At 42.9% G+C, this 25,522-nt stretch carries 24 protein-coding genes and 1 pseudogene; 13 read left to right on the top strand and 12 right to left on the bottom strand.

The genetic code is table 11. The features are described 5' to 3' along the window. Window positions 1-311: 311 nt before the first annotated feature. Entirely contained in the window at window positions 312-878 is a 567-nt protein-coding gene (locus tag C5469_RS16510; RefSeq protein WP_021326372.1) for a tyrosine-type DNA invertase, read from the bottom strand. A gap of 429 nt (window positions 879-1,307) precedes the next feature. Between C5469_RS16510 and recG the strand changes: the two genes are divergently transcribed. From recG to C5469_RS16495, 3 genes are all read left to right on the top strand, one after another. Beyond that, on the top strand, window positions 1,308-3,389 hold the full coding sequence (gene recG, locus C5469_RS16505) for an ATP-dependent DNA helicase RecG (RefSeq protein ID WP_166308975.1): 2,082 nt from the start codon (window positions 1,308-1,310) through the stop codon (window positions 3,387-3,389). A gap of 561 nt (window positions 3,390-3,950) precedes the next feature. Beyond that, window positions 3,951-4,118 carry a hypothetical protein gene (locus C5469_RS23700; RefSeq protein WP_242689501.1) on the top strand — a complete coding sequence of 56 codons (168 nt, stop codon included), beginning with the start codon at window positions 3,951-3,953 and terminating at the stop codon, window positions 4,116-4,118. 204 nt (window positions 4,119-4,322) lie between these two features. After that, window positions 4,323-4,583, top strand: coding sequence for a hypothetical protein (locus tag C5469_RS16495; protein ID WP_166308972.1), 261 nt, complete (start codon window positions 4,323-4,325; stop codon window positions 4,581-4,583). Window positions 4,584-5,200: 617 nt separating this feature from the next. On the opposite strand, the gene C5469_RS16490 is transcribed toward C5469_RS16495, so the two are convergent. Together C5469_RS16490 and C5469_RS16485 are read right to left on the bottom strand one after the other, a co-directional pair. Then, window positions 5,201-6,496, bottom strand: coding sequence for an RCC1 domain-containing protein (locus tag C5469_RS16490; protein ID WP_166308970.1), 1,296 nt, complete (start codon window positions 6,494-6,496; stop codon window positions 5,201-5,203). 81 nt (window positions 6,497-6,577) lie between these two features. Continuing rightward, entirely contained in the window at window positions 6,578-7,888 is a 1,311-nt protein-coding gene (locus tag C5469_RS16485) for an RCC1 domain-containing protein (RefSeq protein ID WP_166308967.1), read from the bottom strand. 604 nt (window positions 7,889-8,492) lie between these two features. On the opposite strand from C5469_RS16485, the gene C5469_RS16480 reads away from it, so the two are divergent. Further along, window positions 8,493-8,759 (top strand): type II toxin-antitoxin system CcdA family antitoxin, encoded by a 267-nt coding sequence (locus C5469_RS16480; protein WP_166308964.1) that lies wholly within the window; start codon window positions 8,493-8,495, stop codon window positions 8,757-8,759. Then, window positions 8,756-8,884, top strand: a complete 129-nt coding sequence (locus C5469_RS24530) for a CcdB family protein (protein WP_166308962.1) — start codon at window positions 8,756-8,758, stop codon at window positions 8,882-8,884. Before C5469_RS16480 ends, C5469_RS24530 begins: the two co-directional genes overlap by 4 nt. Before the next feature lie 405 nt (window positions 8,885-9,289). Here the strand turns inward: C5469_RS24530 and C5469_RS16470 are convergent, their stop codons facing one another. Next, complete coding sequence (locus C5469_RS16470; RefSeq protein ID WP_021326377.1) at window positions 9,290-9,439, bottom strand: hypothetical protein; 150 nt, start codon at window positions 9,437-9,439, stop codon at window positions 9,290-9,292. Between the two features lie 98 nt (window positions 9,440-9,537). Next, window positions 9,538-10,488 (bottom strand): Rpn family recombination-promoting nuclease/putative transposase, encoded by a 951-nt coding sequence (locus C5469_RS16465; protein ID WP_166308959.1) that lies wholly within the window; start codon window positions 10,486-10,488, stop codon window positions 9,538-9,540. A 334-nt stretch (window positions 10,489-10,822) separates the two neighbouring features. Here C5469_RS16465 and C5469_RS16460 point away from each other — a divergent pair, with 334 nt between their 5' ends. Then, window positions 10,823-11,092 (top strand): type II toxin-antitoxin system Phd/YefM family antitoxin, encoded by a 270-nt coding sequence (locus C5469_RS16460; protein WP_012776389.1) that lies wholly within the window; start codon window positions 10,823-10,825, stop codon window positions 11,090-11,092. A 2-nt stretch (window positions 11,093-11,094) separates the two neighbouring features. Beyond that, window positions 11,095-11,388 (top strand): type II toxin-antitoxin system RelE/ParE family toxin, encoded by a 294-nt coding sequence (locus C5469_RS16455; protein WP_023046512.1) that lies wholly within the window; start codon window positions 11,095-11,097, stop codon window positions 11,386-11,388. Window positions 11,389-11,759: 371 nt separating this feature from the next. Here C5469_RS16455 and C5469_RS16450 read toward each other — a convergent pair whose 3' ends face one another. After that, window positions 11,760-12,533, bottom strand: a complete 774-nt coding sequence (locus tag C5469_RS16450; protein ID WP_166308956.1) for a Fic family protein — start codon at window positions 12,531-12,533, stop codon at window positions 11,760-11,762. Between the two features lie 104 nt (window positions 12,534-12,637). Here C5469_RS16450 and C5469_RS23255 point away from each other — a divergent pair. Next, window positions 12,638-12,779 (top strand): annotated as a pseudogene (locus tag C5469_RS23255) (transposase); the annotation flags it as partial. A gap of 2 nt (window positions 12,780-12,781) precedes the next feature. Here C5469_RS23255 and C5469_RS16445 read toward each other — a convergent pair. Both C5469_RS16445 and gltS read right to left on the bottom strand, forming a co-directional pair. Then, on the bottom strand, window positions 12,782-13,027 hold the full coding sequence (locus C5469_RS16445; RefSeq protein WP_166308953.1) for a HigA family addiction module antitoxin: 246 nt from the start codon (window positions 13,025-13,027) through the stop codon (window positions 12,782-12,784). 94 nt (window positions 13,028-13,121) lie between these two features. Further along, complete coding sequence (gltS, locus tag C5469_RS16440; protein ID WP_166308950.1) at window positions 13,122-14,330, bottom strand: sodium/glutamate symporter; 1,209 nt, start codon at window positions 14,328-14,330, stop codon at window positions 13,122-13,124. Between the two features lie 242 nt (window positions 14,331-14,572). On the opposite strand from gltS, the gene C5469_RS16435 reads away from it, so the two are divergent. Beyond that, window positions 14,573-15,958 carry a uracil-xanthine permease family protein gene (locus C5469_RS16435; protein WP_166308947.1) on the top strand — a complete coding sequence of 462 codons (1,386 nt, stop codon included), beginning with the start codon at window positions 14,573-14,575 and terminating at the stop codon, window positions 15,956-15,958. Window positions 15,959-16,036: 78 nt separating this feature from the next. Here the strand turns inward: C5469_RS16435 and C5469_RS16430 are convergent, their stop codons facing one another. Continuing rightward, entirely contained in the window at window positions 16,037-17,590 is a 1,554-nt protein-coding gene (locus C5469_RS16430) for a 4-hydroxyphenylacetate 3-hydroxylase N-terminal domain-containing protein (protein ID WP_166308944.1), read from the bottom strand. Window positions 17,591-18,160: 570 nt separating this feature from the next. Here C5469_RS16430 and C5469_RS16425 point away from each other — a divergent pair. From C5469_RS16425 to C5469_RS16415, 3 genes are all read left to right on the top strand, one after another. Further along, window positions 18,161-19,867 carry an AsmA family protein gene (locus C5469_RS16425; RefSeq protein WP_166309128.1) on the top strand — a complete coding sequence of 569 codons (1,707 nt, stop codon included), beginning with the start codon at window positions 18,161-18,163 and terminating at the stop codon, window positions 19,865-19,867. A gap of 222 nt (window positions 19,868-20,089) precedes the next feature. Further along, window positions 20,090-20,374, top strand: coding sequence for a hypothetical protein (locus C5469_RS16420; RefSeq protein WP_166308941.1), 285 nt, complete (start codon window positions 20,090-20,092; stop codon window positions 20,372-20,374). A 129-nt stretch (window positions 20,375-20,503) separates the two neighbouring features. Continuing rightward, complete coding sequence (locus C5469_RS16415; RefSeq protein ID WP_242689500.1) at window positions 20,504-20,812, top strand: hypothetical protein; 309 nt, start codon at window positions 20,504-20,506, stop codon at window positions 20,810-20,812. 111 nt (window positions 20,813-20,923) lie between these two features. Here the strand turns inward: C5469_RS16415 and fabY are convergent, their stop codons facing one another. The 3 genes from fabY to yihX all read right to left on the bottom strand — a co-directional run bounded on the left by fabY (window position 20,924) and on the right by yihX (window position 23,145). Then, entirely contained in the window at window positions 20,924-21,841 is a 918-nt protein-coding gene (fabY, locus tag C5469_RS16410; protein WP_166309125.1) for a fatty acid biosynthesis protein FabY, read from the bottom strand. A gap of 71 nt (window positions 21,842-21,912) precedes the next feature. After that, complete coding sequence (gene dtd / locus C5469_RS16405; protein ID WP_166308935.1) at window positions 21,913-22,350, bottom strand: D-aminoacyl-tRNA deacylase; 438 nt, start codon at window positions 22,348-22,350, stop codon at window positions 21,913-21,915. A gap of 189 nt (window positions 22,351-22,539) precedes the next feature. Next, entirely contained in the window at window positions 22,540-23,145 is a 606-nt protein-coding gene (yihX, locus tag C5469_RS16400) for a glucose-1-phosphatase (protein ID WP_166308932.1), read from the bottom strand. Between the two features lie 155 nt (window positions 23,146-23,300). Here yihX and C5469_RS16395 point away from each other — a divergent pair, with 155 nt between their 5' ends. After that, a complete protein-coding gene (locus C5469_RS16395) occupies window positions 23,301-24,755 on the top strand; it encodes a carbon starvation CstA family protein (protein WP_166308929.1) in 1,455 nt (484 codons plus the stop codon). The last annotated feature ends 767 nt before the right edge of the window (window positions 24,756-25,522 follow it).

Raw genomic sequence — 25,522 nt, 5'->3', positions numbered from 1 at the left:
TCAAGATACACCCTGAAACTTATGTTCAAAAATTCGCCACAAACAAAACAATCCAATGACTACTTGCAAAATTTAAGAATATTTTATTGTTGAATCTGAAAAGTGAAATCAACAATTTCAAGAAAGGAGCCTGGGAAATGAGGTATTTTGGGGGGATTCAGGGAAAAATTAGGTTATTTTGATATAGCTGTGTTAGAATACATAATGCTTTACAAAGATATACAATTCTGTATCTTTCTTTATTAGAAAATCTTCAGTATAGTTTCGCGGTGGGTGTATCTTGATTGTCAAAATGGTCCTAATTGTAGTGATTAACGTTTGCCTTTCACGCCCCAAACTCCTTGAAAACGTTCAGCATTACTCGCTGTATAACGCACAGTGTGACGAATGTTTTTATGTCCAAGATAATCTTGTATCAGTCGGGTATCCACTCCCCGGTCTGCAAGGGCAAAACCACAGGCATGACGCAACATATGCGGATGCGGAACGACAGCAATATTCGCCAATTGCCCTAATCGACTAATAATCTGGTAAATCCGCTGACGTGTAAGTGGCTTCCCAGAGCGTGACAAGAACAACCAATCACTATCTGCCCCCAAGAAAGTTTTGCGCACTTTAAGCCATGCCTTAATCGCCCGAACCTCACGGAGCAACAGAGGATGGTTAGTACAAAATCCTCCTTTTAACCGCCGGATATACAGGCATCGCTCTTTCAATTCCATATCAGATAACCGTAAATGTCTGGCTTCGCTGACACGAAAACCATGGATAAAACTCATGTACACCAGACAATAGTTCCGCTCTGGATTAGCACCGACTTTCGCCATTTCCAGCATACTTTCTATTTCTGACTGAGTCAGATATTTTCTTTGGCCCATGACTATTTCTCCAAACATATTGATAGCATAACCCGGCTATTATTCCCCCTGACAGAATCGTTCCCAACTTCGAGACATAAGCCAGCAACCGACAGAACCTGGGAATAAAATACACACCATCAATTTGCCCAAATGGTATGTTGTTCACCGGGGTCACAGAGGGTTATACAGATGAGAGGTAGGATTTAAACACCTTTTTTTGATTATTTTTTCATCATTACAGGAGCATGCTGTTAAATTTGGTTGATAACCTTGATGATTACAGGTGTTTACCCGCAGTGTATTGACATGATTTTCAACCAATTATTAGGAAAATATTACGTTGATTACATTAACCTGGTCTGTATTATTATGGAAAATAAGCAAGACTGGTTCGCAACCAATGAAACATGACGAACTGTCAAGCAAGCAATGGAGAGAAGAAATCGCATGAAAGGCCAACTGCTTGATGCCATCCCTTTAACTTCCCTGCATGGCGTCGGGGCAAGTCAGGCAGCTAAACTGGCAAAAATGGGCCTGATCAACTTGCAGGATCTGCTATTGCACTTCCCGCTTCGTTATGAAGACCAGACCCGCCTTTATACGATTAATAATCTTTTACCGGGTATCCATGCCACAGTCACCGGAGAAATCCTCCATACCAATGTTATTTTTGGCCGCCGCCGGATGATGATCTGCCAAATCAGTGATGGCACTGGTGTACTTACACTGCGTTTTTTTAATTTCTCTGCGGCAATGAAAAACAATCTGGCAAAAGGGAAGCAGGTTGTTGCTTACGGTGAAATCAAAAGAGGTAGTCAGGGAGCGGAGATTATCCATCCTGAGTATAAGATTCAAAATTATGCTGGAAATGTACGTCTTCAAGAAACATTAACGCCTATTTATCCGACGACGGAAGGTGTTCGCCAGGCGGCTCTCCGTAAGCTGATTGAGCAGACCCTGCAATTGCTTGATACCTGTGCGATCAACGAACTCCTGCCGGAAGAGTTAAGCCGTTCTATGATCAGCCTGCCACAAGCATTACATACCCTGCACCGCCCCACGCCAGATATTGTTCTGGCTGATCTGGAAACCGGCAAACACCCGGCTCACCGCCGCCTGATCCTGGAAGAACTTCTGGCTCATCATTTAAGTATGTTAGAAGCTAGAGCGGGCGCACAACGCCATCATGCTCAGTCGCTGCCGACTGAAAATAAGTTAAAACAGCAGTTCCTCAACCGTCTGCCATTTTCTCCAACTAACGCGCAACAACGGGTTGTAGCGGAAATTGAGCAAGATCTGGCAAAAGATGTTCCGATGATGCGACTGATTCAGGGCGATGTTGGTTCAGGAAAAACGCTGGTTGCCGCATTGGCTGCGTTGCGGGTTATTACGCATGGTAAACAAGTTGCCCTGATGGCGCCGACTGAACTACTGGCAGAGCAGCACGCTAATACCTTCCGACAATGGCTGGAGCCTTTGGGGATTCAGATCGGCTGGCTGGCGGGTAAACAAAAAGGGAAAGCACGTCAGAAACAACAGGAAGCCATTGCCAGCGGGCAGGTCGCTATGATTGTTGGCACACATGCCATGTTTCAGGAACAGGTTAAATTTTCCGGTCTGGCGTTGGTGATTATTGATGAGCAACATCGGTTTGGCGTGCATCAACGTCTGGCTTTGTGGGAAAAGGGGCGCGAACAGGGTTTTCATCCTCACCAATTGATAATGACGGCAACCCCTATCCCCCGAACTTTAGCAATGACTGCTTATGCCGATCTTGATACTTCTATTATTGATGAACTGCCGCCGGGGAGAACACCGGTCACGACCGTTGCGATCCCGGATACACGTCGTGAAGAGATTATCCAACGGATCAAAAATGCCTGCCTTGATGAAAACAGACAAGCCTATTGGGTCTGTACGCTGATTGAAGATTCTGATGTGCTGGAAGCTCAAGCGGCACAAGTTACCAGTGAAGAATTGACTCTCGCCTTGCCGGAACTGAAAGTCGGGTTGGTGCATGGCCGAATGAAAGCCGCCGAAAAGCTGGAAGTGATGGAGGCTTTTAAGCGTGGAGAGCTACAACTTCTGGTTGCAACAACGGTTATCGAAGTCGGTGTGGATGTGCCGAATGCCAGTTTGATGATCATTGATAACCCGGAACGGCTTGGCTTGGCGCAACTTCATCAATTACGCGGACGAGTTGGCCGTGGTGCTATCGCCTCTCATTGCGTGTTGCTTTACAAAACGCCGTTGAGCAGTACCGCCAGAATACGCCTGCAAGTGCTCCGGGACAGTAATGATGGGTTTGTTATCGCACAGAAAGATCTGGAAATTCGCGGTCCCGGTGAACTGCTGGGGACGCGTCAGACAGGGAATGCCGAATTTAAGGTGGCTGATTTGCTGAGAGATCAAGGAATGTTGCCGGAAGTTCAGCGTATTGCTCGTCATATCCACCAGCACTATCCTGAACATGCTCGCGCCTTAATTGAACGCTGGTTACCGGAACGGGCACATTATAGTAATGCGTAATTGATAATATATCGGAGCGGGCTTTTCGTTTCTCACCGCTGCCAAAAATACGGATATCTGGCTTTATTCAATAATTAAGATGCTCTGCTATAGAGCTTTCTTTTAATTATTCTATTAAATTGATAATGTATTATTGCTAAAGGAATGAAAAATACAACTACGAATTATTCCTAAATTAATAACAGCGTTAAAATATATCCCCAAAAAATATAAATGGTTTTTATTATTTTCTTAAAAAATCGAATATAATACCTCTAATTAATTGATACGACATGTCACTATCCGAAGTCTTTTACCAGCTAATTGGGGTGACAGGCTGTTTCGCTATTTTTCATCAATGTAATATTGAGTTACTAAGTTTATATAGTAAATGTTTCTATTAACCCAATGAATGTAATTTTAAATATTTTCTTTTCGAAGTATAAAACTTTGATGGAAGTCACGCAAATAGTAGTTTTGTTGGTTTTTTTTCATCTATACTTATATTTCATTATGGTACATATTAGGGTGTTTTTAAATTAGGTCTAAATAAATCTACGTTGATATCATAGAGAGCTTAATATGATTTATGCCAAAAATATTTCAGATTATGTGGTTAAAGTTGCAATTAGCAAATGGAGTAGTGACGAAGGTAATGACGAATATATTGAAATTAATCCAGGAGAGGTGGCTCAATGGGGTAGATCAGATGAGCGCGGTTTTTTTAATGTCAGTAGTATTCAAGGATAATGTTACATGGTTGTATTCAATTAGATCAGATGGCTACATAATTATTTATAATGACAAGGTTGAGAATAATGGCGAACAGATAAATTATTTATATTCGGCACAATCTGTCTAAAAAATTTTTATTATTTCACTGGTTTTCTTAATTTATGTTCGTATGCTGTTGAATTAAATTAAAATCTGCATTATTGATATAGTGGAGGATTTATGATTTATGTTAAAAACCTCTCAACTAAACCGATTAAAGTTTCGGTTAATAAATATGGAAATGAGGGTAGAGAGGAATATTTAGATATTGATTGTGAAGATGTAAAGGTGTGGGATCTATCCGATACGCATGGTTTTACATTGTCAGTAATACAGAAAGGTATTGAAAAATCATATTCTGCTTCGCATAACAGTTTTATTATTGTTTTTGATGATTATGTACAAGATAGCGGCACTAATATATCTCATCAAGATAAATGAGAGTTAGACCCAATTAAATCACCATAATCAGGAATGGAATCTCCATTCCTGAGCTATTTACTTTTTCCCCTAATGCTTGTTTTTCTGCTTGACTGATAAAGATATTTCCAGACTAGGTGTTTAGTCCCAACATTTGATTAATAATATAATAGAAAAATTTTATTGGCTGATAACTATAGGTTAATGCTAAATTGATTTTTCGGTAGTTATTCTCAGATTATTTTTATCGATAAAGAGTAAAAATTATGAGGCTTAAGCGACAGAATTTAGCGGGAATATATATCTTTATGGCTATCCTTATTAATACGCAAATATGTAACTTAAATATATAACATAATCTTGTAATGATTAGCTGTAAAGCAAAGAATAAAAATCACCAGGGGTGGATTAATATTTTTTCTTTTTATAAAAAAGTGGGTTATTTTGGTTTCTTTAGGATTTACATTCCAAATTATTTCATAAAGTTATTGTCTTTTAATTTTTATTTGAAAAGTGGTTTTGGTAATAACAAGAGCGGGAGAGATAATATTCCAAATGGAATAAACGATAGGCTGAACCCAAGTATTATAGCTCAGCCTTGGTTTTAGGGTTTTTTAGTGATTTATAATAACAATGGATTAATCATCATATTCACTGTGTACTGTATTATCGTTACCAACATCCCAAGCTAATCTTTCTCCATTCGCCCGCAGGACTGAGAATGAACGTCCAGATGAACTTAGGCTAACGATATCCCGTAGTCGGGCTATTCCGGGGGGGACCTGGACATTCAAGCTTAGGGGCCCCCAAGCGACCACGCTACCGTTGGCCCGAAGGACCGCGAAAGCATTAGCACCTGCTCTCAGGCTGACAATATCCTTCAATTTGGCGATTTCGGGTGGGACTCTGGTACTCGCCCCCCAGGAGACCACGCTGCGATCTGCTCTCAGGGCAGCAAAGGTATAATTTGCTGCTTTCAGACTGACGATATCCTTTAATGCAGCAATTTCGGGTGGGACTCTGGCACTCTCCCCCCAGGAGACCACGCTGCGATCTGCTCTCAGGGCAGCAAAGGTATAAATTGCTGCTTTCAGACTGACGATATCCTTTAATGCAGCAATTTCGGATGGGATTACACCTCCAAAAAAACTGCTCCCCCAGCTAACTATACTACCGTTGGCCCGCAGAGCTGTGAAAGCAGCATTTGTTGAGCTCAGGCTAACAATATCTTGTAGTCTGGCAATTTCTGGCGGAACTTGACCACCCGAGCTTACAAGTCCCCAGCCGACCACGCTACGGTTTGTCCGCAGGGCTGCAAATGAAGCTCCCGTTGCTTCCAGGCAGACAATATCCCGTAATTTGGCAATTTCGGGAGGGATTTCACCTCCAAAAGAGTTGTCCCCCCAGACTACTACACTACGATTTGCCCGCAAAGCCGCAAAAGCAGAGCCTGTTGTACTTAGACTGACAATATCCTGTAATTCAGCAACTTCTGGCGGGATTTGCCCGCCATAGTCCGAAGCCCCCCAAGCGACTACACTGCGGTTTGCCCTCAGGGCTGTGAAAGCACAAACCGATGCTTTCAAGCTGACAATATCCTGTAATTCAGCAACTTCTGACGGGAGCTCGCCGCCCCAATCTTTAAGTCCCCAGGCGACTACGCTACGATTTGCCCGCAAAGCCGCGAAAGCATAGCCTGTTGTACTTAGACTGACTATATCCTGCAATTGGGCAATTTCTGGCGGAATTTGGCCGCCATAACGTTCATCTCCCCAGGCGATCACTCTGCCATTTGGCAATAACATGGCGCTGGCCCCGTTAGAAACGCTGAAGATACTGTCATCAGAGTTAATATTTATGCCGGATTGCCGGTATTGATTTATAGAATTACTGCGGGTATCCCCGTTTAGTGAGAACTCGTTATTTTGGTTCATATTATTTTCCTAATAAGGTCATATTGGATTTACCTTACCCACAAGAGGTTTGTACCGTAAGACCTTTGCCCAATGGGTTAATTAATTTTCATATTCATGATGCAAGTTATTATCGTAAGCAGAGCCCCAGGCCACCTTCCGACCATTAGCCCGCAATACAGCGAATGAGTTCCTTGATGCACTCAGGCTGACGACATCTTGTAATCGGGCTATCCCGGATGGAATTTGGTTGCCTTGGTAACTGCCATATCCCCAGGCAACGACGCTACCGTTCGCTCGTAGGGCGGCAAACGAAGTTTCTGTTGCACTGATACTGACAATATCCTGCAATGCGGCAATTTCGGGCGGAGCTGAAATACCATTGCCTCCCCAGACAACTACACTACGGTTTGCCCGTAAGGCCGCGAAAGCACCATATGTTGTACTCAGACTGACGACATCCTGTAGTTGGGCAATTTCTGGCGGAATACTGCCACCCGAATATTTGCTTCCCCAAGCGACGACACTGTGATTTTCCCGTAGGGCGGCAAATGCAGTTCCTGTTACACTGATACTGACAATATCCTGTAAGTCAGCAATTTCAGGCGGAACTTGGTCGCCCGAATTTTTGAAGCCCCAGGCGACTACACTGCGGTTCGACCGTAAGGCTGCGAAAGCGGCATCTGTTGCACTCAGGCTAACAACATCCTGCAATTGGGCAATTTCTGGCGAAACTTGCCCGCCCCAGTTCTCAAGTCCCCAAGCGACCACGCTCCGATTTGCCCGCAGGGCGGCAAATGCGTTTATTGTTGAACTCAAGCTGACAATATCTTGCCGCTCTGCAATTTCAGGCGGTATCCGACCGCCAGAATATTCATCTCCCCAAGCCACTACGCTGCTGTTCGCCCGTAGGGCCGCGAAAGCAGAACCTGTTGTACTTAGGCTAACAATATCCTGCAATTTGGCAATTTCTGGTGGAACCTGGCCGCCGAAATTCTCATCTCCCCAGGCAACTACGCCACCGTTTACCCGTAAGGCCACAAAAGCAGAATCTGTTGCCTTCAAGCTGACAATATCCTGCAACTGAGCAATTTCTGGGGGGACCTGACCACCTTTATCCTCGTTCCCCCAAGTGACCACGCTACGGTTTTTCCGCAGAGCCGCAAAAGCTTCACTTGTTGCACTGATACTGACGATATCCTGCAATTGGGCAATGTCAGGTGGTATTTGGCTACTAAAATCATTTCCCCAAGCGATCACTCTGCCATTTGGCAATAACATGGCGGTTGACTCGTTATTAGATACGATAGAAGTACTATTATCAGCGAGACTATTCCTGTCCGGTTGCCAATATTGCTTGATAGGATTACCTTCGGTATCCATGTTTGGTGAGGAATCGTTATTTTGATTCATATTATTCTCCTAATGATGGTTATATCGGATTTACCTTTTACCCACACGGGAGTCTAATGCCATAAAATCTATCCCTTGTGGGTTAAGCTGAATTTCTACTGCAATTTAATACTAGCCGTTCTTTTATAAATAAGATAATAGAAACAAGTTATTTCCTGATAACTTTAGGTTAATACCAAATTGATTTTTTGGTAGTTGGTTTCAGATTATTTTTATCGATAAAGAGTAAAAATTAAAACTATGAGGCTTGAGCGACAGAATTTAGCGGGGATATACACCTTTATGGCTACTCTTATTAATACGCAAACATGTAACTTAATCTACTAAGTATTATCTGTAAGGAAAAGAATAAAAACCACCAATAGGATCGCAATATATTTTCTATTTATAAAGAAGTGAGTTGCTTTGACTTTTTATAGGTTGAATTATTATATTTTTCTCAGATATTGGTTAATGGTCGGCAATAACAAAATAATACTTAATAGATTAGCTAATCATATTCACTATGCGCGTAAGGTGTCATAAATTCCGGCGGTTTCAGCTTAGAACCCCTTGAAGATGCTCACTATCTGCTATAAATTTATGCGCATAAATGAGGTGTCTGATGAAAATAAAATGCGTCTCAACCGTAGAACGAAAACAATCCGGTAAATGTAGTACAAATGTGTATTTGACCGCTGAGGTGGTAGATGAAGCCCGTGATTTAGGGATCAACTTATCAGCAACACTAGATAAAATGTTGTCCGAGGTTGTTCGTGAGAAAAGAAGAGAGCAATGGAAAGCTGAAAACAAAGCCGGTATCCACGCTTTCAATGAATTTGAGCGTAGTGCAGGGCTATTTACCGATGATGATGAATACGGGGTTATTTGATAGCTCAGTACGCCGTTTACCGCAACAAATCCCCTAAATCGAGGGCGCAATACCCTTTGATTATCGACATTCAGAATGACCTATTAGACGATTATAATTCACGGACAATATTACAAAGTCAGTGACAACGGTAGCAAAGAGCAAGTTAAAAGCTGCGGATATCGTCTGTGTTATGCCGGGTATTCACTCCGATATCATGGCAGCTTTAGATACTATCGTTTCAGGGATTTAATTGGTTGATTTAAACTTTAGATCAATTTCAAAATAAGGTTTCAGTATAGGGGTTGTAAACCTGGATCATCCAAAATTTTGTTGTATTAATTTCAGATTATTGACAAAGTGCTGGTTTTTTTATTCAGCACTTTGTTTTAATTAACCTCAGTTCTGCTTAAGAACAGAGATTTCAGAAACACGTAGATTCAGACTCGGTCTTATCGCTTGGAATGCAAGTGTGCCACTTCTATGCGTTTCATACATTAACTCAAGCATTTTTATGCCGATAATGTATCAACAGTAATTTTGTCGGACATTTATTCAAGCTCACTCTGGTTCAGTCCGGTGATTTTCATCACCGTTTCACGATCGATTCCGCTGTTCAGCAATGCATGAGCAATTTTTAACGTTGCTTCCTGACGTCCTTCTTGACGTGCTTTATGTTCCAATCTTTGTGCTATTGTCATCAGTACCTCCTCATACCTCGGGGACTGTTCTGCCAGTCGCAGTAAGATCCTCTTCTAACACGGATCGTTGAATGCTGATTGAGGACTCTCAATACGAGTTAGTGGCGTATTTGCTCCAGTTCGTTCTGGCTCAGACCGGTGGTTTTCATCACCGTTTCACGGTCGATTCCGCTGTTCAGCAATGCATGAGCAATTTTTAACGTTGCTTCCTGACATCCTTCTTGACGTCCTTCTTGACGTCCTTCTTGACGTCCTTCTTGACGCCCTTCCTGACGTCCTTCTTGACGTGCTTTATGTTCCAATCTTTGTGCTATTGTCATCAGTACCTCCTCATACTTCGGGGACTGTTCTGCCAGTCGCCGAATAAAACCCTCTGGATCGGCGGTATCTCCCACCTGTAATAAGTAGTTTAGCATGCTTCTTAGCTGCTCATCCGTATAGTAATCATACGTCAGCAGTATAACCAACTCTTGCAGCAGTTCTGCCATATCTCGCTGGCGGATATGCTTTTGCACCATTTCCAGTAGCGCGACCCGTTTGTGCGTCAAGATTTCATCATCCGGGATTACCGTCACATCGACCAGCGGGAATTTATTGGAATAGATTTCCTCCGCCAGGGCCGGATCATCGAAACAGTCGAGCCAATTGGTACTCCAAGGATACGGCTGTATTTTACCGTGATAGAACAATACCGGAATGACCAGCGGCAATTTTTCATGTCCCTGCTCCAGATGCCGTTGCATGGCTGAAATACCGTAGCGCATTAATCGGAACGCCATCATTTTGTCTGGAGAGCTCTGATGTTCGATGACGCAATACACATAACCGTCACCCTGCGCCGTTTTCAATGAATACAAAATGTCGGAATAATGCGCCCGCAGATTGTCTTCAATAAATGACCCTGATTCCAACCGCAGTGTATCCAGATCACAAACTGCCCGTAATCTCGCCGGCAAATGTATCTCCAAAAAGTCTCTGGCAGTATCAATATGACTTAAAAACTGCTTAAAAACAGAGTCATGGGGCGTTGGTGTATTTTTTCTCTTCATTGGTGAATGGTAGCATACTTTCTTTTATATTGAAGGAATATTAAGCAAGAAACCAAGCGGACTGAGATGTCTTGAATTTTCTTTGACAAAAACGTTGATCGTATCTCAGGTACTTTAATTTCCTTCTTAAGCGAAGTTCAGGTTAATTAAGCTCCGCTCACCAAACTGAGCTTAAGAACACCACCTCCCCAGACTTTCCCGCCAGAAACTCTTTCACTTGACGAGCGACACCCAAAAGTCATCTTGGTTGGCGGTTGGCTATTTTGATTACTGGTAGCTCCATGCATTTTTAGCTATAATAGCTATTCGAGCCATTTTAGACGGTAGGTGATGTATGGAAATTATTCCCGCACAACTAGCTAAGAACCAGTTTGGTGATCTGCTTATGAAAGTTCAGCGTGAACCTGTGGAAATTAGTAAGCATGGTAAGCGTGTGGCCGTGGTTATCTCTCCTGAAGAGTATGATCAGTTCGCACAGCTCAAGTTACAGAATTTAAAAGCCGTTCTGGCTGAATCTATTGCACAAGCTGATCGTGGCGAATTACATAGTATTGATGATGTATTTGCGCCGTTGACGGTTGATGAACTTGAGGGTAAGGCTTAAGGATGGGTGTCCGGTTTACTAAGAAAGCCAGAGAGCATATTCGTGCAATCAAACTCTATTCTATGCGCCGATGGGGGGCGAATGTTGCGGAAGCTTATTCAACTTCGTTACGTGTGACTATGACGAAAATTCTTGATCGTCACCCATCCCCCGGTCGTGATCGCAGTGAGGATCTTTATTTTGGTGTGCTGAGTTTCCCCGTAGAGAGCCACATGATTTACTACCGGGAAGTTCCGACGGGTATTGAAGTGTTGGCGGTGTTGCATCAGACGCAAGATCCACATAACCATCTATAATGAAGAGCATAAAACGTGGGGCACTTTTTTTAAGTTCTTCATCAACTCTGACCTGAATAGTACTCATAACGTTATCTCCTGTAATGACATTTGTAATGCAATAAAAATTTTTGCTATAAGTGGAGTATAGAATCGCTGGTAAATGAATTACCACATGGCAGGGTAAACAAAGTGGAATCCCGCCATGGGCTCATATCAGAGACCTTTTTTAGATCAAAAAACTAAGCGTTGACGATAAAAACAAAATAACTTTTTTATCGTCAAGCTTGGGGAAAGAACATGAATTGAACGCTAGTTACCGAATACACATTATGGCAATGCATGATTGAAAACATATAGGGACGAATCCAACAGGTTAGGCGCAGTGATCGCTAATTTCGTGTATTCAGCGCACGAATTTGCTCTGCTTCCGGGTGACAATCCACAAGGAACGCCATCATCTCAGAAGCATCTTTGCTCAAGTAGAAGCGCACCATCTTTTCGTTGAACTCATGTATTTTCGCCGCAGGCACGCTGATAGCATCTATGCCATTTGACATCAAAATACCGTTCATCATGAAACGCGAAGTACGTTTATTACCGTCAAAGAAGAATTGCTGTAGCGCGCCGAAAAGGAAGAATGCGGCCCCCTTTTCGAAAGGCTGACACTCATCCAATGCAGCCATACCGGCTTGAAAAATGCGGTTCAATTCTGGCGCGCCGGGTACAGTAGGTAACGGAGTATGCCGACCATACTCGCCCAAACTGACATCTGGAGTGTAATTCTCCTCTTGCCCTTCTCCACGGAACCGTCCCCATTCCAAGGCTTCGTTGCGGGCAACTATGCTGTGAAGTTCAGTAAATGTAGCTTTGGTCAACTCAAATTGACCTTTTCTTACCATAAATAACAGTCGCCTGGAACTTTCTGCGAGATTCAGTACTTGCTCCTGATCAGAAACTTGCCTACCACCGACGGTTACACCGTCTAATAATGTCTTCACTTCTGGGAAAGTAAAAGGATTACCTTCAAGCACGCTGGCATCCCAAACAAATTCTGGCAACATTCGGTGAAAACGGAAACATACCCGTTCAATGGAGTAAATCGGGACAAAAAGAGGAACAGCAGACCGGTCCCAACGAAACCCCAGAGCGTTGAAAAGCTTCATTGTTGCTCATCCTTTTTACTATTTCGAATGCGCTAAATTATAAGTAAAACACAGTAAAAGACCACCTTCCCAGACTTTCCCGCCAGAAACGCTCTCGCTTAATGATAACCTGCCATGTCTGGGAGGCCAGTAAAGAGCAAGCCAGAGAAAACCGATTAACCTCATGGGGGAAAAGATTTACAAACGACGAAAGGAGACGATAGAGCGCAGTTTTGCAGATGCGAAGCAGTACGCGGACACCGTTATTTTTAACAAGGTTTGTCAGCGGTCTGATAAGATTCTTGCAGTTTCAACCACAACCGTGGAGAGCTACCAAGTACTTTAGATAACTTTACCGCCATTTCTGGCGTGACTGCCGCTTTACACGAAACTAAACGTTGAACCGTAGACGGAGCAACATTTAATGCCCGCGCAAGATCACGAATTCCCAAGCCTAGCTCTTCCAAAGAATCAGCAATAATTTCGCCTGGATGAGGAGGATTGAACATTTCCATTAGTGATAATCCTCATATTTCAAAAGAAAGGCTGAAACACAATCACAATACTGCACCAACTCAATCGCTGGCGCAGTATCTCTCTAATTTGCCCCTACACCGCCGGGAATACCGGCAACAGCAGATAGAGTTTAATCACAATCGCGTTAACGATATCGATAAAGAACGCGCCTACCATCGGCACCACCAGAAACGCCACATGAGATGGACCGAAACGGTCGGTAATCGCCTGCATGTTCGCAATAGCCGTCGGTGTCGCCCCCAAACCAAAACCACAATGACCCGCAGCCAAAACCGCAGCATCATAGTTTTTACCCATCACACGATAGGTGACAAAAATTGCATACAACGCCATGACGACTGCCTGTATCGCAAGAATTGTCAGCATTGGCAATGCCAGAGATGCCATCTGCCACAATTTCAGGCTCATCAACGCCATTGCCAGAAACAACGAAAGACTCACGTTACCCAAGACAGAAACCGCCCGATCAAATACCCGGTAGAAACCTAACGCCGACAAGCTGTTACTGAGGATAACCCCAATAAACAACACACAGACGAATGTCGGTAATTCAAACCATGTACCTTGCATAAGCTCAGAAATAAAATTACCTGCCATCAGACAGATAGCGATCAATGCGATAGTTTCCAACATGACCAGCGGTGTAATCATCCGGCCGGTATAAGGTTTTTCAAACGCCGTTGGCACTTCGGTATCATCTGCCTTCAACCCTGGGGTTTTTGTATTTTTCACCAAAAAACGGGCAACCGGGCCACCAATCAAACCACCCAGTACTAAACCGAAAGTCGCACAGGCCATTGCCACTTCTGTCGCATTTTCAAAACCATAACGCTCACTAAACAGTTTACCCCAAGCGGCTCCCGTACCATGACCACCAGATAAGGTAACAGATCCCGCCAGTAAGCCCATTAGTGGGTCCAGGCCCAGCAATTCAGCCAGCGCGATACCCACTGTGTTCTGCACCAACAACAAGCCAACAACAACGAAGACAAAAGTGAAAAGTACCTTACCACCCGCTCGCAAACTGGAAAGATTCGCATTCAGGCCGATCGTGGCAAAGAAAGTTAACATCAAAGGGTCTTTAAGAGACAAATCAAAGCTGATTTCCCAGCCAGTCATTTGCTTAACGACTAAAAGCATCAAAGCAACTAACAGGCCACCCGCGACAGGTTCCGGAATGGTGTATTTTTCAAGAAATGGAACTGATTGTACAAGTTTACGCCCAAGTAATAGTACTAATGCGGACGCAACAAGCGTGCCATAAACATCAAGATGATACATCTATGTACCCCAGCTATATTGTTAAAATTATGTAAGTTATTACGACGTTATACTCATCCTTTAGAAAACGCCAAAAGCAGGCAACGCTGGATTAGAAAAAAAATCTGCAACAAACACAAGTTAAAACATATAAAAATGTGACCAGCGTGAATCATGACAAATAACAGAATTTTTACGCAAACGATTGCTTTTGCGCAGTAGATGATTAAAATGCGTTTTTTGTCGGTCCGGAATTTCACACCATGTTCACTTCATCCCCTGAACAAACTGCAACAATACCCCCGAAAAAATCAGACAGTGAATTAATTTATGGCTTAGAAGATCGGCCACCGCTGCTACAAACGTTGTTTGCTGCCTGCCAGCATTTACTGGCAATGTTTGTCGCTGTTATCACGCCAGCAATTTTAATCTGTCAGGCGCTGGGGCTACCCGCTCACGATACACAGCGGATCATCAGTATGTCTCTGTTTGCTTCAGGGTTAGCTTCATTAATCCAGATCCGAACCTGGGGGCCAGTTGGTTCTGGTTTACTTTCCATTCAAGGAACCAGTTTTAACTTTGTTTCCCCACTGATCATGGGCGGTTTGGCACTCAAAAACGGTGGGGCAGACATCCCGACCATGATGGCAGCACTATTCGGTACCCTGATGTTGGCATCCGTTACTGAAATTCTGTTATCCCGCGTATTACATCTGGCTCGGAGAATTATCACCCCGCTGGTTTCCGGTGTTGTTGTAATGATTATCGGTTTGTCTCTTATTCAGGTTGGGTTGACCTCTATCGGTGGCGGATTCTCTGCTATCGAAAATCATACTTTTGGTTCTCCGGATAATCTGTTTCTGGCAGGTGTTGTGTTAGCGGTGATTGTTTTGTTGAATCGCCAGCGTAATCCTTATCTACGTGTCGCTTCTCTGGTGATTGCAATGGCAGTCGGTTATGTTGTCGCCTGGCTAATGGGTATGCTGCCGCAAGCAACGGTGCAGGAGAACGGTTCATTGATAACGATTCCTACGCCACTCTATTATGGTCTTTCCTTTGACTGGAATCTGCTGATCCCATTAATGCTGATTTTTATGGTCACTTCACTGGAAACCATCGGGGATATTACCGCGACGTCAGATGTTTCTGAACAACCGGTCAGCGGTCCTCTATATATGAAGCGTATTAAAGGCGGTGTTTTAGCTAATGGCCTAAATTCTATGCTTTCTGCCGTATTCAATACTTTCCCGAACTCCTGCTTTGGGCAGAATAATGGGGTTATCCAGTTAACCGGCGTTGCCAGCCGTCATGTGGGTTATGCCGTGGCGTTGATGCTGATTCTGTTAGGTCTGTTTCCTGCGGTGGCAGGATTTGTACAACAGATCCCTGAACCGATATTAGGAGGGGCTACTATCGTGATGTTCGGTACAATTGCCGCGTCTGGTATCCGTATCGTTTCCAGAGAGGCACTTAACCGCCGGGCAATTATGATTATCGCACTATCTTTAGCGGTTGGAATGGGCGTTGCTCAACAACCACTGATTTTACAGTTCGCGCCTGACTGGCTGAAAACGCTACTCTCTTCTGGTATTGCCGCTGGTGGTATGACCGCTATTATTCTTAATTTGGTATTTCCTCAGGAAAAATAATATCCGCCGAAAAGTCCAATATCAGGTTGCAGATAATCACGCACATAAAATCATAGTTGTGCGTGATTATGGTTTAGCCTAGCGACTGGAAGGCCAAATAAAATCGTCACCAATCCAACCATTAAGATCGTATTCACTCATACACTGCTCAGCAAATCCCTTAAATTGATCCACTAATCCTGACGCTTGGGCAGTTAATAGCAGTTCAATTCTTATATTTTCATGGTTGCCGGAATAATTGCGCTCATATAATTCGTGTCTGCCGGCAAATTCTGTGCCGATAGAATCCCAAATCAGTTTCATCAGTTTTACGCGCTCAACAGCGCTATAACCGTTTGAGCCACGCACATATTTATTAAGATAGGGAGCAAGTTCCGGATTAGTAAAATCACTGGCATGAGAGTTAACATAAATCAGCGCACTCCCTAAATCCTGCTCAATAATTTCTTTTATCCGCGGGTAGCCTAACGTCATAAACCAGCGATAAGCCATTCCATACTCAGATCGCGGCAATAAAGCATCCCCATGCCAAGGTTGAGGTGATTTAACCATTGCATCACTAATCGCCCAAAACATATTACGCCATGCTAATACTTCACCAATACGTGTTTGCACACCACGAAAATCTTGCGTACCCGTCGCTTCAACGCCTTTAATAATTAACCCACAAAGAAAATCAAGTTTAACGGCCAACCGGGTGACGCCATGTAACAATGCCCGATGAAAAAAGCCAGCTTCAGAAAAGAACGACGATGTTTTCTCGATATCACCATAGATAAATATGTTTTCCCATGGGACCTTCACTTTATCCAAAACAATAATGGTATCGTTCTCATCAAAGCGGGAAGAGAGTGGGTAATCAAAAGGACTTCCCATTTTATCCGCCGCCAATGCATAAGAGGGGCGACAGATTAATTTCAACCCCGGTGAATTCATCGGCAAGGTAAAGACCAATGCAAATTCCCGTTTTTTGATCGGTAAACCATAATGGCCGATAAAGTTGTAGTGGGTGATTGCTGATCCCGTGGCAACGACTTTAGCACCGCTAACGATTAATCCATCATCGCACTCTTTTTCCACATGAATACAAACATCACCAATTTCATCAGCAGGTAAATGACGATCTATTGGCGGGTTAACAATTGCGTGATTCCAGTAAAGCACTTTTTCCTGTGAACGGGTGTACCAGGTTTTCGCATTATCAGCAAAATCACCATAGAACTCCGGATTTGCGCCCAGTGTGGTAAGAAACGAAGCCTTATAATCAGGGCTTCGCCCTAACCAACCATAACTTATGCGCGCCCACGCGGCGATAGCATCACGATCAGCAATTAAATCTTGCTGTGAGCGCGGGATACGAAAAAAGGGATGTGTCACACCGCAACTACCCGTATCAGTCGCTGTAGTCAGTACGTCACGATAAGCAGGATCGTGCAAGGCGTCATAGAGTTTCGCAACAGCGCGGGCTGGATTTTGAAAAGCAGGATGGCTGGTAATATCGTGAATACGCTCACCATAAGCCCAAATTTCCCGACCATCATTTAACCCTTCCAGATATTCCTTGCCATTTAGTGGGCGGGTGATACGGGCATTATTTTCATCCGGCGATTTTTGTTTCATTTCATCTGACATAGTATATTCCTGACATTATTTATTCACTGGTAAATAAGTAAAATCAATCGCGACGTTTTATTCCAAACATCAATTAAACCAGGATAAAAATAGGTTTAATTATGCAAATAAAATTATTACATTATTTATGATCACCTCGTAATACATTAATTTTTTGGGAAAAGCTTTGCGATATCACTACGCCACTCTTGATAACTTTAATAGTGACATTAGTTACACAATATAACTATTTATATGACTAAAAACATGCTCTAAAATTTTAACAAAAAATTCAGCTTTGTATAGGAAATAAAAACACAGTCAAATAAAAATAAATACTTACAGCTTGTTTTTGTTGAAATAAACTCACTAATAATAATGAATTATTTTCAATTTATTTCGCTATCTGATAATCATTAAAGCTGGCAATTAACAGGGTTATTGATTGGTATCTCTGTTTTTATTATCCAATTATATAAATGTTATAAATAATCATTCCTGTTCATAACTTTTACACTCTATCTCTTGAGTGAACAAGAAAATTACGGCATAAAAGGGCATTGGTTAAACCGATTAGGCTGGAGTCTAATGATGAGATGGTTAGGAAAATCGCTGGTTACTCTGTTATTACTGCTAATACTGGCAATGATCACTATTTATGTTGTGATGCAAACAAACTGGGGAGCACATCAGCTTAGTCAATGGCTTAGTAATAATAGTCGTTATCAGGTTCAAATTAACAATATTAAACATAGCTGGTCACAACCTAAAACCCTGGCATTCTCCGATATCGTCATTAGCAATAAGCAACACACTTTCACTTTAGCCGCTCAAGTTGCATCATTCGATTTCAACTGGCAACAACTCACTGCCCCACGTCATTTTCATCGTCTGTTATTGCAACAGGGCCAATTAACCATAAAAGACCAACGACAATCCCTGCCTTTTAGCGCCAATATCCTGCAACTTAATCAGATGGCTATTCAGTCAGAAAATGCAGACTGGCAAATTCAGGGACAAAACATTACCGGCGGCATAACCCCATGGAACCCGCAACCAAATGAGTTGTCAGGAAGTGGCAAATTTCAGTTTAGTGCCGAGAAGCTGAAGCTGAATGGTATTCCTCTTGAAAAAGTCATTATGCAAGGAGATAGCCAGCAGAATGCCCTTATTATCCATTCACTTGGTGCAACATTGGCACAGGGTTCGATATCGGGTAATGGGCAACGTCTGCCCGATGGTAGCTGGCAGTGGGATAGTTTACTTATCAGCAATGTCCGTTGGCAAACGCCAATGACTCTTAAAGAGTTATGGCTAAAAGTGAGTAAATTACCCGCAATCAGCATCAAAGATCTAAGCCTGACTAATGCTAAACTGGAAGGTAAAAACTGGTCTGCTAACTATTTGGATGCCTCAGTAAAAAATATTGGTTTGACTAATGGGAGTTGGCAAACAAAAGAAGGCATCATTGATTTCAACGTCATGGACACTACGCTGAATGATCTTCATTTCACTGACGCTATTGGTCACCTGCGTCTTGCAGGCAATGAACTCCGTATTTCCAATCTCACTACCCGTTGGGAAAAGGGATTATTCCACGTCAAAGCTCAATGGGATCACCAAACAAAGCAACTCAACATCACAAATGCAACGGTTGCTGGTTTAACTTATACCTTGCCAGAAAATTGGCACCAATCATTAAAAGAATCCCTTCCTAAATGGATATCCGAATTTTCTATTAACCAACTGACGATTAATAACAGCTTGTTGATTGATATTAATCCCGATTTTCCATTCCAGCTTACTGCTCTCAATGGTCACATAGATAACATGGAATTATTAAAAGAAGGGAAATGGGGGATCTGGAACGGCTCTTCAAACCTGAGCGCCACCAGCGCAACATTCAACAAAGTTGAATTACATCGTCCTTACCTTAAATTACATACGGAGGGCAATAAACTGATCCTCGACCAATTAGATGCCTCTATTGATGATGGGTTACTGAAAATTAAAGGCACAGTGGATCAACAAGTACAGAAGCCATTCACTTTAGATTTCCGGGGAATAGATGCAGATTTAGCAATTTTGCCTCAATGGGGCTGGATTCCGTTGAAATTACAGGGCAAAGGTAATTTCACGCTGTTAATACAGGGAGATCTATCTGCTAATGACATTAAAAACACTATCAATGGCACATTTATTGCCACAGACAAACAATCAGGCCAGGAAACTCAAATCATCGATAAGGGACAAATATCCACACCAAACTGTGAAACCTGTCCGGTTGTTAAGTTATAGCCATCTGGGCATGTTGTCCCATAGGAAGTAAGATGCCGTATGTTTGTGCTTCCGAAAGGAGAACATGCCCACTTCACAGAAACATGCCTGATAGCTTTGATATTTCGCGCTTTATTTATTCGTGATTACTACATATCAGATAAAGATTGATAGCATATTTATATCTGATATAAATATGCTATCAATCATGTCTAAACAGATACATTCATACGAGGCACACTTATGCAACGGAATCATGAAAAACCAGTAGCAAGTTTCCTTTTGCGTCTGCGCAATCAGGATACACCTACCGGTATCAGCGCTGAAACACTTGAGGCTCTGGTAAACGTTACTGGAATGAGCAAAACAGAACTCACCCACCTTGCTTTACGCAATCTGGCCGACCAGTACCTACCTCATTATGAACGTGATGATGGCCCGCTGACGAACGAACAGCTCTCCACTATCCGTAACGCAAGCGAAGCAAACGCCCTGTCAGATGATGTCTTTACTCAAAGTTTGATTTGACGGAAGTGACAAATGGCAACAAAAGAGAGAATTACTCGCTTCACCCCACTTGCTACGATCGGAAGTATTCTCTGGTGCCGATTTCCACAGCATATCGGTGTCCCAGGACCAAAACCAAGGCCAGCCCTTGTGTTGGCCGCATCACCCACGGAGCACGCATTAGTTGTGGCATATGGCACTTCCCAGAAAACTGACAAGATCTATCTTGGTGAATTTATCATACCGACAACTGATCCTGACTTTGACCTTACGGGCCTCGCGTATGATACGAAGTTTAATCTTAATCATCGATTAAAACTCTATTACACATCCGAGTGGTTCAATGTCGCACCACCCCGCCGCTCATTCCCTGCCCCTGTTTCGCCTCGGATGGGTATATTGCCAGCCAGTTACTACGATGTTGTACGCAAAGCTGCTGAACATATAAAATATACATGAAGCAATATAGCCAATTTCCGCACTAAACTTGATGACTTTATGCTGCGTGTGCTCAACGAAGCTTAATTTTATAGAAATATTACCAGTGGCATATTTAATGCCACTGTCAATCTAAGCGATAGCCGTATAAGCATTTGGCAATACCATGTAGGTACCAGTAAACACGGCACCTAGCCCATGATCACCGCTAACCGTCACTTCCAGCTTCACTCTCGCTTTACTGCCCTGTGCCAGACGAGCCAAATCGCCACTCATATTTTTAAGATCCGCAACAGATTTTGGCCTGCCAATAACAGGCTTTTTGTAACGGATATCGGCATCAGCCAGAATAATATCTCCCCCCAGTTGGCGTTCCTGTAACAACAGCCAGATCAACCCCCAACCGGTTAGCGTTGCCAATGAGAACAGACTACCTGCAAAGAGAGTTTGGTGAGGATTTTGATTCCCTGCTTCCGGCATCGTGGTAATAAAACTTTGGCCGGTATATTGAGAAATCCGCACACCCATTTTCTCACTGAGGGGAATATGTTTGTACCAAGCTTTTTGCAGTTCGTTGCACCAATCTGGCCGGTGAAGAATATCATCAAGTGTTGCCACCGGTTTTATCATCAGAAAATGGCGAACTGGTGTCGTTTGCGGGCTAGTAATTGGCCCGCGGTTTTCAAACCCTAATTTACTGAAAAACTCCACCGCATATTCACGAGCACTGCATACTACCCGTTTAACACCTTCCTGACGGGCAACGGATTCCAGGGCCATTGCGATTAATTTTCCTAACCCTCTACCTTGCACATGGGGATGTACTGCCAGAAAGCGGATTGCGCCTTCACTATCCGCATTGATGTATAAACGCCCTACCGCCACTGGGCTACCTTTCTCATCCACAACCATCTGATGATGAGCCATAGTGTCATAACCATCTTTCTCAGAGCCTACAGGCTGATTCAGCGGCTTACGCAACATTTCCCAACGAAATTGGTAATATGCTTCCAATTCTTGTTCTGTTTCAGGTACTCGCAGATAATACATAGAAACGGCCCTTTTCTCTTGATCATGATGTGTCATCGGGGATGGTTGCGCTTTACTGGCTGTTTTTCGTTCTAGACCTGCAACCAGAAAGTGACTGGCCCATTGTTTGTCAGGCTGACTTTCATATCGGCAGCAAACCGCCCGGTTTCTGTTTTTACACCACTTTGGCAACATCGTTCAACAAAATAGCGATATAATTCATCAGCCTTATCCGGGCTTGCTCCGCCAGAAAAACTTGGTCGCATGCCCTTTTGAGTATCGGCAGCCAGTGTAAACTGGGAGACAACCAGCAAACTGCCTCCGACCTGTTGGACATTCAAGTTCATTTTGTCCTGCTCATCACTAAATATCCGATACCCTATCACCTTCTCACATAACCGTTTTGCCTTCTGTTGATCATCCTCTTTTTCAACACCCAGCAATACCAGCAAGCCGTGACCAATCTCCCCAACAATTTCGTTCTCAACAACAACATTTGCCTGTGTGACTCGCTGGATTAACGCAATCATATTTTTCCTTGTTCAGAGATTAGCATCAATATATTGTCCTATATCCTTCATCTTTCAAGTTGCTGCTTTGTTGGCTGCTTTCACTTACCCCAGTCACATCGTTATCTATGCTCCTGGGGATTCGCTCCCTTGCCGCCGCGCTGCAATTTGAAATCTATTGGGTATATATTATCCGCACAATCCCTCATTTTATTCAGAAAAACCGATTGCTTTAAAATAATCTGGCACTGTCTGCCTATCAACAACATGAACACCCTTGATCCCCAGAGCACTGGCCGCTTCCACATTTTCCAGCATATCGTCGAAAAATACGGCTTGATCCGAATAAAAACCTTCTTTATCAAGAACATACTTGAAAATATCAGGTTCTGGTTTACGCATTGCCAAATCCTGGGACAGATAAAGGTAATCCGCCGATACTGCAATTTCAGGGTAATTATGTGGCCAGTAATCCAGATGTAAACGGTTTGTGTTGGATAACACCACAACCCGATGCCCTGCTTCACGTAATTTCTTCATTATCTGAATGATTTCAGGTCGAATATCAATAAAAATAGCATGCCATCCAGCAACAAATTGCTCAAAACTGAGTGAAATACTCATTTCCTGGCATAAAGTATCCGCGAATTCCAGATCAGTAATTTGACCACGCTCATGTTTTTCAAACATTTCGCCCATAGAGAAACTTTTAGTCAACGTCGCAAGAGGTGTACCGCTCAAATTACTCCATACAGCTAAAACTCGTTTAAAATCAATATCAATAATCACATTACCCATATCGAAGATATATAGCATAACCACCTCCTGGCTAATTAATGACTTTTTACTTTAATCGTATTTCTAATTAGAAAACAGAGCGGAAAAGTAAAAAGCGAATTACTTCACGGTATTTTTCTTATGAAACGATAAAGTAGCATCCAGATCAAAAAAGTAGAGTAAGGTATTATTTTATGTTGTGGTTCCTGTTCTGTATCGGGCTTCTTCTGGCTGGATATTTCATATACGGCAAAGTTGTCGAGAAAATATTCACCATTCGGCCAGAAAGAAAAACTCCTGCTATTTCTATGGCTGACGGTGTCGATTATGTCGCCATGTCCACCCCAAAAGTTTGGTTAATTCAGTTACTGAATATTGCTGGCGTTGGCCCTATTTTCGGCCCGATTCTTGGTGCTCTCTACGGTCCGCTTGCTATGCTGTGGATTGTATTTGGCTGTGTCTTTGCCGGTGCAGTACATGATTACTTCTCCGGTATGCTCAGTGTTCGTGCTCGCGGAGCATCAGTACCCGTTATCGTCGGTAACGAGCTGGGCAAAACCATGAAGCATTTCATGAATATCTTTGCTGTCATTTTACTGATGTTGGTGGGTGTAGTCTTTGTTCTGAGTCCAGCAGGTCTACTGAACAACTTGCTGAAAGATGCAATGGGGTGGGATAACATTGCCATCTGGGTTGGCGTTATCTTTGCTTACTATATTCTCGCAACCCTGGTTCCTATCGATAAAATCATTGGCCGTCTCTACCCGCTATTCGGTGCATTGCTGCTATTTATGTCTGTCGCGCTGATGGCCGGTTTAGTTATGAGTGATAAGCCTTTCTATTCACAAGGGCTGGATTTCGCCACTAACTTTAATCCGAAAGATCTACCTATTTGGCCGTTACTGTTTGTCACTATTGCCTGTGGCGCAATTTCTGGTTTCCACGCCACCCAATCGCCGCTAATGGCGCGTTGCATGCAGAATGAGAAGAATGGCCGCTTTGTTTTCTACGGTGCAATGATTGGTGAAGGTATTATCGCGCTGATCTGGTGTACGCTGGGTCTGAGCTTCTATGAAGATACTAACGCACTACAGGCAGTGATCGATAAAGGTACGGCATCCTTGGTCGTTCACGAAGTTTCTACTTCTCTGCTGGGCACTGTCGGCGGCATTCTGGCAATCCTCGGCGTGGTGATTCTGCCAATCACGTCCGGCGATACAGCATTCCGTTCTGCACGCCTTATTATTGCTGAATTCCTGGATATTCCTCAGCAAAAAATGATTAAACGCCTGTTATTAAGTGTGCCAATGTTTATTGTCGGTTATCTGATTACCAAAACTGATTTCAATATCATCTGGCGTTACTTCGGCTGGGCAAACCAAACCACAGCAATGGTCATGTTATGGGCTGCCTCAGCATGGCTACTACGCCGTGATAAATTCCACTGGATCACTACCCTGCCAGCCATGTTTATGACAGCGGTATGCTTCACTTATCTGGCATTTGCTCCAGAAGGTTTTGCTTTGAACTGGAATACTTCCGTCATTATCGGTCTGGTAGCAACGGCGGTTATCACTATTGTTTTCTTTGCGAAAGTCCGCTCTAAATCAGTTTCTAACAATATAGAAACCGAAGCATTTAATGAGTAAAAACTAAAAAAGATAGTTAAATATAGCCCCTCACGATAAGCAGTTGAGGGGTTTTTAATTCCCGATTTCTTTTATAAGATAAAAACATAATTTTCCCCATAGAAAATGTCTGGGATAACTTCTTTATAAGTAATGAATATCCAACCGATGACTTCTTATCTGAAAGAGCATCCCAACATCAATCAGAACATCAGGTTTTCTATTATTTAAATATAGCTTCTTAATCGTGTGGAGGCGTGCATTGTAGAAAATTAGATAGACTAAACCATTTAAAAGTAAACCTACCAATAATGGTTAAATTGGAGAGTCTTCAAGCAAAGATACCCTTCACCGCTTTTAATCGTTTCTTGCTTAACTATTAAATAAAAAACAACTCATACAAACTCTCACCAAATTATAATCACGCTCATCCTTCTGCATGGTGGCAGACATAAATAGTATTGACTACAATTGTTATTAGCAGCACACTACGAATAGTGGGTTAAATCACACACTATTCAAATACTAAAACTTCACTTTAATAATGCAGGTTTGTACGTTTTCAAATGTGATACCAAAAAGAGTTGTTTTCATTAATGTCATCAAAGCATTTCTTTTAATAGATAACTGCTCGCTTGTATCGAAGTAAACGATCCTAAACTTAGCAAAATCCGCCGTAAACCCTAGCCCAGTGCGGGCGGGGATATAAGGCGAAAAGCCCGCAGGGCTTTAAAACACGTCACTCCGGCGTATTTTGACTGGCAACGTACGCTTTAAGCGTTTCTATC

It is taken from the genome of Photorhabdus cinerea (assembly GCF_011189575.1).
GTDB classification, from domain to species: domain Bacteria; phylum Pseudomonadota; class Gammaproteobacteria; order Enterobacterales; family Enterobacteriaceae; genus Photorhabdus; species Photorhabdus cinerea.
Note: the sequence above shows the minus strand (reverse complement) of the source record. Positions and strands in the feature narration are given on the sequence as shown.